Source organism: Wolbachia endosymbiont (group A) of Limnophora tigrina (assembly GCF_964263225.1).
Classification (GTDB): domain Bacteria; phylum Pseudomonadota; class Alphaproteobacteria; order Rickettsiales; family Anaplasmataceae; genus Wolbachia.
Genome location: NZ_OZ181654.1, coordinates 1,611,683 through 1,623,893, shown reverse-complemented (window position 1 = coordinate 1,623,893; position 12,211 = coordinate 1,611,683). Strand labels below are relative to the sequence as shown.

Genomic DNA, 12,211 nt, shown 5'->3' with positions numbered 1-12,211 from the left:
ACACCTCTCTTAAATTACTTTAGCTACAAATATCAAGAAATTTACCAAGTAGAAAAAAGACAAAAGAAACCCCCTATTAGCTAGCTCTAATCCTGAAAATTGGCCTGTCTTAAACAGCCCGTTTCAGCTTATATGGTTAAAAAACTGGAAGTTTTGTAAAGAAATAAGATGCACATAGTGCAAAAAATTAAAAATAAGACGACAACTGCGTTATGCTTTTGTCGTTTAATCTCCACAGACGAAGATAAATAGTATAGCGTTATCCTTATGGTAAGGGAGTTGGGAAAATTTGTAAAGTAGGCTCTTTCATTAGGTTTTTTGCTAACATTAAAACAATTCACTTAAAAAACTGAGAAGACCATTAAAATATTTTTTTACTTTTTATTCTATATATTTCAACATATTACCTTTAAGTACTAATAATTATGGCATTATTGATAGTTGAGTCGCCGGCAAAGGCAAAGACGATAGGTAAATATTTGAGTAAAGAATTCAAAGTGGCTGCATCCTTTGGCCACGTCAGAGATCTGCCAGCGAAGAATGGTTCTGTTGATCCTGATAATGACTTTGCCATGAAGTATGAGATTATTGAAAAAGCAGAAAAGTATGTAAAAGAGTTAGTCAAGGAAGCTAGTAAAACATCAGATATATACCTTGCAACAGATCCAGACAGAGAAGGAGAAGCAATAGCTTGGAATGTGATAGAGGCACTAAAGGAAAGAAAAGCAATCAATGATGAAAGCAACATTCATAGAGTAGTCTTTAACGAAATAACAAAAAGTGCAGTGCAAGAAGCTATAAAAAATCCACGTGAAATTAATATGGACTTAGTGCGTGCACAGCAAGCACGCAGAGCTTTGGATTATCTAGTTGGATTTAGCTTGTCACCGCTGCTGTGGACAAAATTGTCGGGAAGCAAATCTGCAGGGCGAGTGCAGTCTGTTGCATTAAAGCTTATATGCGAACGAGAGGATGAAATCAGTAAGTTTATAACACAGGAGTATTGGAGCATAAAGGCAGAAATGCAAAATAGCAAAGATGAGGCTTTTTTTGCTATGCTAAGCCACTATGACAATAAAAAGCTAGAAAAATTTGATATTAAGAATGAAGAAGAGGCAAAGAACTTAGTCAGGGAGATCGAGTCAAGGCAGTATGCTGTAAGCACAGTAGAACGCAAGCAAGTTAAGAGAAACCCGCTTCCTCCATTTATCACCTCAAGTCTTCAGCAAGATGCAGTGAATAAACTGTATTTTAATGTGAAAAATGTTATGCGAGTAGCGCAAAATTTATATGAAGGTATCAATATTGGTGGTGAAACCGTAGGGTTGATAACTTACATGCGTACAGATGGGTTTCATATTGCAGATGAGGCTATAAACTCAATCAGGGGATCAATTAAGTCGTTATATGGTGATAAATATTTACCGCAGTCTCCTCGTAAATATGTAAAAAAGGTCAAAAATGCTCAAGAAGCACATGAAGCAATCCGGCCAACTGATATTAATAGAACGCCGGGTAGTATTAAGGATTACTTAACGCCAGAGCAATTTAAATTGTATGATTTAATCTGGAAAAGAACCATTGCAAGTCAAATGGAATCGGCGATTCTTGATCAAGTGGTAGTTGAAATTAGTTCTATTGACCAGAAAGTGATTCTGCGAGCAAGTGGATCAAGTATATTCTTTGATGGTTTTTATAAAGTCTATCAAGATAACATAGAAGCCGAAAATGAAGGCCTGCTCCCTGCCATGAAAGAAGAGGAAGCGTGCAAGTTGATTTCTGTTGATCCGAAACAGCACTTTACTCAACCGCCACCTCGTTATAGTGAAGCGAGTATAGTAAAAAAAATGGAAGAAGTCGGTATAGGTCGCCCATCAACTTATGCAACAATTATTTCGGTATTACAAGATCGTGAATATGTTTCATTGGATAACAAAAGATTTATTCCAAGCAGCCGCGGTAAGATCGTGACTATATTTTTGGAAACTTTTTTTCAGCGTTGTGTAGAGTATGACTTTACAGCACAAATGGAAGAAAGGCTTGATTCAATCTCAAATGGACATGCAGATTGGAAAAAAGAACTAGGCTATTTTTGGGTGCCATTTTTTAATCATGTAAATTCTGTTAAGCAAATGACACATGATGAGATTTTTAGTGGTATTCATGATTTGGTAGTCAATTGGTTTTGCTCAGAGGAAGGAAAGGAAGAAATAGGTAAAAAATGTCCTAATTGCTCTGGTGGTATATTGAAATTAAATTTTGGAAAAGCCGGTGTGTTTCTTGGATGTTCTAACTATCCTGCATGCAATCATACAAAAGAAATTACGGGCAGTAATGACAATTCAGAATATCCAAAAAGTTTGGGTATAGATGATGTGACAGGCCAAGAGGTAATGATCAAAAAAGGTCCTTTTGGACTTTATCTGGAGTTTAATAGTGAGTCAGAAAAGAAAAAAAAGATTTCTGTACCAAAAGATATAAATGTTAATGATATTGATCTAAATACCGCCACTCGATTACTTTCCCTGCCGAAAATAATCGGAGAACACCCAGAAACTGGAAAGGAAGTAAAAATAGGTCTTGGACGATTTGGGTACTATATTCTCTATGATGGTCGATACTTTTCTCTTAAAAAAAGCTCCAAAGAGGTATTAGATACACAATTAAACGAAGCTGTACAAATTATTGCGAGCAGCCCACGCAAAGAGATAAAATCTCTTGGGCTTAATGAAAAGGGAAAAGAAGTTTTCATTTGCAATGGTAGGTACGGATTCTATATAAAATGCGATAAGACAAACGTTGCTTTAGGCAAAGACATAGATATTGAAAGTATAGATTTGAAGAAAGCCTTAGAGTTAATTAAGAATAAAAAGTAGACTTCTTGCACAATAATATGCTTTTTATTCTCAGTTCCAGCGTGTAGCTCTGGAGCTGAGAATAAAAGAACTCGAATAGACATGAAAGAAGCACTCAAATAACAAGAAGCTGCTCTGTTACTAAGTCAGCAATTGCAGTAGTGTGCCGCAGACGTGCTAACAGGAAAATAGTCTCTATCAGAGTTAAGCTTTGCTGGCAAAATGAAAAGTAAGACCAGCTTCTATACCGTGTGTGTGAAACACTTGATTGCCTATACTGATACTTTCTTTGTGTAACTTCTGGTCCGATGGTTTTTGATTTTTATTCAATTCTAATATCTTTTTTCCATCTGAGTTTGCCTGTTGCTTTTCTTTCATTTCTCCTAACACCTCTGCTTCAAAATCAACATTACTACCAAGAACACCAAAACCTCTATATCCGATGTGCATATTTACATCTTCGTTTATACGATAATCAAAGCCAGCTTTCAATTGACCTGCAGGTCTTATTGACGATTTTTCAAGCATCGTCATTCTTGTTCCACCAACTCCAATACCAACGTAAGGAGAAAAAGAAAAACTATCACTTTTCCAATAATGATAAACATTTGCCATTACAGATGCGTTTTCTACTTGGTCATGATTAATTACAGTTTTATACATATATTTTTTTTTATTAGTACCCTCACCAACGTCTTTTAGATACGAAACAGTTACTTGATTACTTGATAAACCAATATTATCTACTTTTACAGAAGAGTACATCCCTTCCAATTCAGCTCTATAGCTATTATTGCCTAGTTCTCCTGTGTAACCAAACGTTACATTTGCAGCAAAAGGTGGGTTATAATCTCCTTTATACTTACTTATTAACTGACCTTCTGTTCTCTGAGCGTCTATGTCATTTATAGATACACGGTTATCATCTGTAGCATCTTTGCCTCCAATTTTTGCTTTCAACTTACCCAAGTTCAAATATTGACCGTAATATCCACCACCAAAGTAAAATCCTTCCGTTTCACTTGCAAAAGATTGTTGTGACAACAATAAAGCAAGTGCTGTAACTGCTAATGTTTTTTTACTCATCATGACTATTCCTCTAGTTAAAATAGCTTCTAAGAAACTCCCTCAACCAGTTCATCTTTTTGAACTAAGATGTAGCCAAATTCCTGTGCTTTTTTGATCAAGTTTTTTTTAACTCTCTCTTTGTAACGTGTTTCATAATAGTTCATTCCTTTTTCAACATACTCTTGCCCATACTTTAGCATACTATAAAAAATGCATGCTAGTTTTCTTGCGGTAGCCGTGATTGCTTTTGGTGCACCTAGTCGTCTCTTTATTCTTCTACAGTACGCACCTATTCCGCTGTTGCTTCTTGATACACAGTGAGCAGCTATTCGAAATGCATTTGCAGCACGATTAATGACTTTACGCGTTCTTGTGCTAAACACTTTTTCTCCTGTAATTTTATTGGCAGGGCTGAGCCCTAACCACGATGAAAAGTGTTTTTCTGTCCGCCATCTATTAGGGTTTATGCCAGTTTCTGAAATTATTGTTTGTATGGTTACTACATCAAGTCCTGGAACTTTTGTGAAATCCCTACCTGTAATTCTATGCAGTTCTTCGTGTATAGCAAAGTTTGGCCTATGTTTTGTAGACTTACGCTTTATTTTATTACATAGCTTGTTCCCACCTGACTTTGTCTCAAATGTTTTATAATATCCTTCAATACTTCTATCACATTCTGCTATTTTTTCCTGATAAATATTGTATAGCTCAAACTCTTGTTTTAGTGTAAACAGGTGTTCCTCTCTATAGTCTCCTGCTAATGCTTTTGCAATGGTAGATTTATCATTTTTTATTCGTCCATCTCTTAATTCAGCTAATTTTTCTGGATTTCTTTCACCTTCAAGTATTGCTTTAATAATTTGTATGCCAGTAACTCCTGTTATATCGCTTATCACCTTATGCAATTGAATGTTCATTTGAATTAACGCTTTTTGCATACGTTGAATGTGTGCTGCTGCACTTTTTATTAGGTTATCTCGTTGTCTAGCGTAGCTGCGTAATACACAAATTTGATTATCTGGTCTAAATGACCCTTGAAGCAGTCCATAGCTATGCAGTTGTTGTAACCACTGGCAATCCTGAACATCAGATTTTCTTCCAGGCACATTCTTAACATATTTTGCGTTTACTAATTTTACTTCAAATCCATATGATTCAAGTACTTGAAACAAAGGGATCCAATACACTCCTGTTGATTCCATGGCTATTGTAGTAACTTTGCACCTCTTTAACCACTTTGCTAAGTTATAAAGATCTTCTGTGAAGCAGCAGAATTTTTGTATATTCTGTTTATCTCTTCCTTCTGGTACACATACATAATGCACAGATGAACCAATATCTATTCCTGCCGCATCAGGGTTCATTACCTCTAATTTACTTTTTGTTTTTGCCATTTCTAACCTCCATCATATAATAGTTGAAAAGCACTTCAGCTTGGAACGGTTGAATTATACGCTCTTCTAATCGAGGTAGTCTCAAAGACTCCATCAGTGGTTTGATCGTTCCTTCCAAAACCATGCTAACCTACGGGCACTAAGGCACCATTGCCTATTCGGCTATAACTGCAGAAGCGCTTCTCCGTAAAATTATATTCAAAAAAGTAGAAAATAGGAGTTTCTTTCTGGTTTGACAGGTTTTATATCTGTCCGATGCTAATCTAGTACTAATTAATTAAAAATGATTTAATATGAAAAAACTAATTATTTTCTAAGCTAAAAAATAGGTAAAATTAACCTCTATCCTCGATTTTATTGCCGTCTAGTTTGTCCTCATCTTCAAATTCATCATCATCGTCAAATTCATCCTTACTGTCTTCATCATCAAACTCATCATCGTCTTCCTCATCATCAAACCCATCACCACCTTCAAACTTATCATCAATATCCTCGTCTTCAAATCCATCTTCAATCTCTGGCTCATCGTATATTGCATCTTCAGTTTTAGCTTCAACAGGATAATCAGCAGCTTCAATAGCATTACTCTCTTCTTCATTACTAATCTTATCTTTGTTAGCAGCAGAAAAGACCTTGTTTGGATCATATGGCTCTTCTAAGAAACTCCCTCAACCAGTTCATCTTTTTGAACTAAGATGTAGCCAAATTCCTGTGCTTTTTTGATCAAGTTTTTTTTAACTCTCTCTTTGTAACGTGTTTCATAATAGTTCATTCCTTTTTCAACATACTCTTGCCCATACTTTAGCATACTATAAAAAATGCATGCTAGTTTTCTTGCGGTAGCCGTGATTGCTTTTGGTGCACCTAGTCGTCTCTTTATTCTTCTACAGTACGCACCTATTCCGCTGTTGCTTCTTGATACACAGTGAGCAGCTATTCGAAATGCATTTGCAGCACGATTAATGACTTTACGCGTTCTTGTGCTAAACACTTTTTCTCCTGTAATTTTATTGGCAGGGCTGAGCCCTAACCACGATGAAAAGTGTTTTTCTGTCCGCCATCTATTAGGGTTTATGCCAGTTTCTGAAATTATTGTTTGTATGGTTACTACATCAAGTCCTGGAACTTTTGTGAAATCCCTACCTGTAATTCTATGCAGTTCTTCGTGTATAGCAAAGTTTGGCCTATGTTTTGTAGACTTACGCTTTATTTTATTACATAGCTTGTTCCCACCTGACTTTGTCTCAAATGTTTTATAATATCCTTCAATACTTCTATCACATTCTGCTATTTTTTCCTGATAAATATTGTATAGCTCAAACTCTTGTTTTAGTGTAAACAGGTGTTCCTCTCTATAGTCTCCTGCTAATGCTTTTGCAATGGTAGATTTATCATTTTTTATTCGTCCATCTCTTAATTCAGCTAATTTTTCTGGATTTCTTTCACCTTCAAGTATTGCTTTAATAATTTGTATGCCAGTAACTCCTGTTATATCGCTTATCACCTTATGCAATTGAATGTTCATTTGAATTAACGCTTTTTGCATACGTTGAATGTGTGCTGCTGCACTTTTTATTAGGTTATCTCGTTGTCTAGCGTAGCTGCGTAATACACAAATTTGATTATCTGGTCTAAATGACCCTTGAAGCAGTCCATAGCTATGCAGTTGTTGTAACCACTGGCAATCCTGAACATCAGATTTTCTTCCAGGCACATTCTTAACATATTTTGCGTTTACTAATTTTACTTCAAATCCATATGATTCAAGTACTTGAAACAAAGGGATCCAATACACTCCTGTTGATTCCATGGCTATTGTAGTAACTTTGCACCTCTTTAACCACTTTGCTAAGTTATAAAGATCTTCTGTGAAGCAGCAGAATTTTTGTATATTCTGTTTATCTCTTCCTTCTGGTACACATACATAATGCACAGATGAACCAATATCTATTCCTGCCGCATCAGGGTTCATTACCTCTAATTTACTTTTTGTTTTTGCCATTTCTAACCTCCATCATATAATAGTTGAAAAGCACTTCAGCTTGGAACGGTTGAATTATACGCTCTTCTAATCGAGGTAGTCTCAAAGACTCCATCAGTGGTTTGATCGTTCCTTCCAAAACCATGCTAACCTACGGGCACTAAGGCACCATTGCCTATTCGGCTATAACTGCAGAAGCGCTTCTCCGTAAAATTATATTCAAAAAAGTAGAAAATAGGAGTTTCTTTCTGGTTTGACAGGTTTTATATCTGTCCGATGCTAATCTAGTACTAATTAATTAAAAATGATTTAATATGAAAAAACTAATTATTTTCTAAGCTAAAAAATAGGTAAAATTAACCTCTATCCTCGATTTTATTGCCGTCTAGTTTGTCCTCATCTTCAAATTCATCATCATCGTCAAATTCATCCTTACTGTCTTCATCATCAAACTCATCATCGTCTTCCTCATCATCAAACCCATCACCACCTTCAAACTTATCATCAATATCCTCGTCTTCAAATCCATCTTCAATCTCTGGCTCATCGTATATTGCATCTTCAGTTTTAGCTTCAACAGGATAATCAGCAGCTTCAATAGCATTACTCTCTTCTTCATTACTAATCTTATCTTTGTTAGCAGCAGAAAAGACCTTGTTTGGATCATATGGCTCTTGTGTAGGCACACGTGTTGGTTTAATCAGCCTTCTTGTGAATGTGCTATCACTATAGTACAAAATTTTCTTTGACTTAATTGGATAAGTCGATTCTATCAAAATTATCTGATCATCACGTGGCAGCATAATAATTTCTTGAGGTAAGAGCAATGCTCTCTGTGTTTCAGAGATATGCAATGATCTTGATGCAGGATTCAAGTCTAAAAATTTAGGTTTGTTTAATGATTCTTGTTGTACAGTTTTGTTTCCTATAAGCTGAGATATCAAATTAGCCGTTTCAATATTATTGGCTGCAAAAGTTATTCTATAGGTTGAGTTTGATAAAAAGGAGTTCATTCCTGCTTCTTCATATATTCCTTTAAGCTGTTCAGTATCTTGAACAATTAAAAATAACCTTACTCGATAGCCACGAAAGTATGCGATGCCCGTTTGAAATTGCTCCATTTTTCCAAGTGTTGGAAACTCATCCATTAAAAATAATACGCCGTAAGGCTCGTCATCCGATGGCAATTTTCTACATAAAAACTCAGTTGCCTGTTGGTAAAAAACCTGCATTAAAGGCCTGAGCCTAGTTAAGTTATCAGGAGTTAAACCAACATAAACTGTAGTTTTCTTCTTTTTAAAATCCAAAATATTAAAATCACTTGATGCAGTTGCAGTATCGATCAATGGGTTTGCCCACAATTCAAGCGACGAGTTCATAGTTGACACAACACCTGATCTTTCTTTGTCAGCCTTTTGCAAAAAAGCTGCAATGTTCATATACGCTACCGGATGTATTATTTTACCCATTGTGTCCAAAACTACAGCAAGATTGTAAACTACGTCATCGCTACGCATCGTACGCACAACCTCACCAAAAGATTTAACTTTCTCTGGTGCAGCAAGTAAATATAGTACCACCCCAACAAATAAGCTTCTTGCTTCGTTTTGCCAAAAATCTTGTTCAGGCATGATTAGGTTAGCTATTTTTTGCACATCGTCAACCATCTGTCCAGGTTTTTCACTAATCCATTCCAGTGGATTATAACAATGGCTTACCCCATCTGGCTGCGCTGGGTTCCATACATATACTTTTTGTCCTTGTCGCTCTCGCCAACCACTTGTTATTTCATAGTTTTCTAATTTTATATCATGCACAATTACCGAATCATTCCAAAATAACAAATTAGGAATTACAAAACCAACACCTTTACCAGAGCCTGTAGGTGCAAAGAGCAATGCATGCTGAAACCCATCAGCAATAAAATATCCTCTCTTATCTTTACCAAGCAATAGACCTTTTTTGCTTCTTAATCCCGCTTTTCGTATGTCTTTCTCTGATGCCCACTGTGAATCTCCATGAAGTGATTCTTTCTTTTTAAATGGCCGCCACTCAATTAGTCTTTCTCTCACATTCCACAAAATAATCATCAAAACAATTTGAGGCAGTAGAGAAGATACAACTAATTTAATTTTGAGCTCAAAGCTATATAGCTCTGGATGATGCCAACAATATTGTATATGATCAAAAATTGTCGGCCAGAGAGCTTGAGGAAAAGGTGTCAAGCTAGGATTAATTGCTCTAAAATCTACACCATCTGGACCGTCAACAAACAGGTAGAATAATATACCAGACAAATAGAAGCAAAATTCAAGTATGCTAAAAGATACTACACCTCCTATGAGAATATTGCGTAGGTGATTTCCATTACTCATAAACTACTTTTTCTTAACTTACGTATAAATTTAAGTATTTTCATTTGAAGATCTAGTAAATAATATCTCAGAAATGCTTCTTTTGCCTCCACTGGTTCTTTTTAGCTGAATAACAATATCAATTACATTTCTAATGTATGGTATGATCTGATCTGGGGGAATGCCAAGATTTGCTTGCATAACCATAAGTTTTATTTGCTCAAGAGCCATTGCCGGACTATCCGCATGAAGAGTTGATATTGACCCTGGGTGGCCAGTGTTTATTGCTCTAAGAAAACTAAAAGCTTCTGCTCCACGTAATTCACCAACTATTATCCTATCTGGTCTTAAACGTAAACATGCCTCTATCAAATCTTGAGTGGTCACTTTTGCCCTGCCTTGCCCTCCTTTAGAAGCAATTAAATGGACTTTATTGGGATGATCATTCAAAACTATCTCTCTTGCATCTTCAACAGTAATAATTCTTTCTTCAGATGGAATAGCACGCAAAGTAGCATTAGTAAAAGTGGTTTTACCAGTGGAAGTTCCACCACTAATTATGATATTTTTCTTACTTATTACAGCATATTCTAAAAACTCTTTTATTTTTTTTTGTTTCAGTAGCAAATCTAGGTGACGATCTACTGGATTATCGGTCACTCCTATAACAGTTTCAGAAAAAGCCCCCATTTTTTCATAATCATCCAATGCCAATTGCATAGAAGAAGGTTTACGAATTGAAATGACTACTTTATCAGGCTCACATGCTGGAGGAAACACTATCTGTATACGATAACCATTTGGTAATGTAGCTGAAAGCAGCGGTGTCTCTTCGCTCAGTTTTTGTTCTGTAGCTTGAGCAATCAACCTGCTAAGAGATTTTAAATGATTAAGATCAAATATTTCTAACTTTTCGCATCTTATTTCACCGCGATTTTCAATCCATACTTCCTTCGGTTTATTTATTGATATTTCATTTACACCTTCCTCTTGAAATATCCCTTGTAATGGCTCCAAGTATGTATCAAGTGCAGCATAGTTCATTTCAGTTATTTAATATTGACTGTGGAGGAAATACTATATCTTGGTTAACAAATACTTTCAATGCAGTTCCTTGATTAACATAAATAGTTGGTTTTTTATCTACACTCCTATCAACTATATCTCGCATGTCTTTGGAAAAATCATTGATTGACTTCCCAATTGCTTCATCATAAACAGATTTGCTTCTTTTCTGAGTTTGCCTCAACAGTTGACGTACATCGTCTAAAGTTATACCGATATTGTCACTAGTAATTGTATCAACTCCACTAGCTCCAGAACTTTTTATCACACTTACTATTTCTTCCTTTATTATTCTCAGCAAATCCTGATCACTTTTAGCATTTCGAATTTTTTCAATAGCCCTAATACCCAATTTCCATTTTTCGTCTCCTACCTTCCCAACTTCAGTTTTTATAGAATTCTCCAATCTCTCAACAATAGCCCCTTTGAGAGAAGAAATATCTATTTCAGTTGCAGTAATAGACTTCACTGCATCCATGGCAGTTAGCGCATCGATAAGATTAGAGGCTTTTTGTCCTACAACAGCTGAACCAATCGAAACACCAGCAAGTGCCACTGAAGAGAATAATGCACTTGCTATTTTATTATCAACTATTCCAGCTATCCCTGCCCTTCCAAGCTCATCGGTACCAGATGATGCAATAGCAACATCTATACCATGAGGAAGAATGATCCTATTCCAATTTATGTTCACGCGGGCTTTTGCAACATTTGAGTCGAATGAATAACCACCTATTAACCTTGAACCTTTTGGTATTAAAATTGTATCACCAGTTTCTGCATAAACGTCTCTACTAACAACAGCACGGAGCATTCCTTGTAAGTCAGAACTTATTGCAGTTTCAAGAATAGCGTCAATAACCTTACCTTGAATAATCATTAAACCAAGCTTTCCAGCTTTGGTAGCTTTGCTCGATTGTGCTGAGGTATTGGATAAAACAGCATCTGTAGCTTTACCTTCCCCACTACTACCTGAAATTGCTAACATTTGTGCACTACGTCTGTCTCTAGGATAACCGCCACCCCCTATTGTAGGAAATGAAGTAGGCAAATTGCTAATAACATTACCAGAAGGAAAATTTTGCTTTGGTAAAACAGGTATATTTGACAAGGGAATTTCTTTTAGTTGCTCTTCTTTTTTTGTCACTTCCTCTTTTTTGATTTGTTTTACTTCTGGTATGACTTGTGGAATAGGAAGAGGAGGTAAGGGTGGCAAGAGATCAGTTACTACTCTTTCGGAAACTATTGCATTATCTGGAACTTGTTCTAACTTTCCTTTCAATTCTTGAATGTTTTGCTTTGTTTCCTCTTTTTTAACAATCTCTGGACCCTCTTTATTAGAAGGACTAAAATAAAGATAGTACACTCCACCAACTAAGAGCGCTACCATAACTATCATCAATGCCTTATAACCTTGATTAGAGCCAACTGTTACTACCTTGCTTTCTATCTCTGATTCATCTTCTACACTATTATGCCTTTCTTTACTCATAT

At 35.9% G+C, this 12,211-nt stretch carries 8 protein-coding genes; 2 read left to right on the top strand and 6 right to left on the bottom strand.

Going from position 1 to position 12,211, the window contains the following annotated elements; genetic code table 11:
- The first annotated feature begins 425 nt into the window (after positions 1–425).
- Positions 426–2,876, top strand: a complete 2,451-nt coding sequence (gene topA, locus ACE38P_RS07620; RefSeq protein ID WP_374699805.1) for a type I DNA topoisomerase — start codon at positions 426–428, stop codon at positions 2,874–2,876.
- Between the two features lie 183 nt (positions 2,877–3,059).
- On the opposite strand, the gene ACE38P_RS07615 is transcribed toward topA, so the two are convergent.
- Complete coding sequence (locus ACE38P_RS07615; RefSeq protein WP_374699804.1) at positions 3,060–3,944, bottom strand: P44/Msp2 family outer membrane protein; 885 nt, start codon at positions 3,942–3,944, stop codon at positions 3,060–3,062.
- A gap of 26 nt (positions 3,945–3,970) precedes the next feature.
- Positions 3,971–5,317, bottom strand: coding sequence for an IS110 family transposase (locus ACE38P_RS07610; protein ID WP_353280896.1), 1,347 nt, complete (start codon positions 5,315–5,317; stop codon positions 3,971–3,973).
- Positions 5,318–5,674: 357 nt separating this feature from the next.
- On the opposite strand from ACE38P_RS07610, the gene ACE38P_RS07605 reads away from it, so the two are divergent.
- Positions 5,675–5,881 carry a hypothetical protein gene (locus ACE38P_RS07605; protein ID WP_374699803.1) on the top strand — a complete coding sequence of 69 codons (207 nt, stop codon included), beginning with the start codon at positions 5,675–5,677 and terminating at the stop codon, positions 5,879–5,881.
- Between the two features lie 91 nt (positions 5,882–5,972).
- Here the strand turns inward: ACE38P_RS07605 and ACE38P_RS07600 are convergent, their stop codons facing one another.
- The 4 genes from ACE38P_RS07600 to ACE38P_RS07585 form a co-directional block, all read right to left on the bottom strand.
- On the bottom strand, positions 5,973–7,319 hold the full coding sequence (locus ACE38P_RS07600) for an IS110 family transposase (RefSeq protein WP_353280896.1): 1,347 nt from the start codon (positions 7,317–7,319) through the stop codon (positions 5,973–5,975).
- Between the two features lie 335 nt (positions 7,320–7,654).
- A complete protein-coding gene (locus tag ACE38P_RS07595; protein ID WP_374699802.1) occupies positions 7,655–9,673 on the bottom strand; it encodes a type IV secretory system conjugative DNA transfer family protein in 2,019 nt (672 codons plus the stop codon).
- Between the two features lie 30 nt (positions 9,674–9,703).
- On the bottom strand, positions 9,704–10,696 hold the full coding sequence (virB11, locus tag ACE38P_RS07590; protein ID WP_019236952.1) for a P-type DNA transfer ATPase VirB11: 993 nt from the start codon (positions 10,694–10,696) through the stop codon (positions 9,704–9,706).
- A gap of 1 nt (position 10,697) precedes the next feature.
- Positions 10,698–12,209 (bottom strand): TrbI/VirB10 family protein, encoded by a 1,512-nt coding sequence (locus ACE38P_RS07585; RefSeq protein WP_010404940.1) that lies wholly within the window; start codon positions 12,207–12,209, stop codon positions 10,698–10,700.
- Positions 12,210–12,211 lie beyond the last annotated feature (2 nt).

Coding starts and splice junctions, on each gene's coding strand:
- topA (WP_374699805.1), top strand. CDS start 426: ATGGCATTATTGATAGTTGAGTCGCCGGCAAAGGCAAAGACGATAGGT.
- ACE38P_RS07615 (WP_374699804.1), bottom strand. CDS start 3,944: ATGATGAGTAAAAAAACATTAGCAGTTACAGCACTTGCTTTATTGTTG.
- ACE38P_RS07610 (WP_353280896.1), bottom strand. CDS start 5,317: ATGGCAAAAACAAAAAGTAAATTAGAGGTAATGAACCCTGATGCGGCA.
- ACE38P_RS07600 (WP_353280896.1), bottom strand. CDS start 7,319: ATGGCAAAAACAAAAAGTAAATTAGAGGTAATGAACCCTGATGCGGCA.
- ACE38P_RS07595 (WP_374699802.1), bottom strand. CDS start 9,673: ATGAGTAATGGAAATCACCTACGCAATATTCTCATAGGAGGTGTAGTA.
- virB11 (WP_019236952.1), bottom strand. CDS start 10,696: ATGAACTATGCTGCACTTGATACATACTTGGAGCCATTACAAGGGATA.
- ACE38P_RS07585 (WP_010404940.1), bottom strand. CDS start 12,209: ATGAGTAAAGAAAGGCATAATAGTGTAGAAGATGAATCAGAGATAGAA.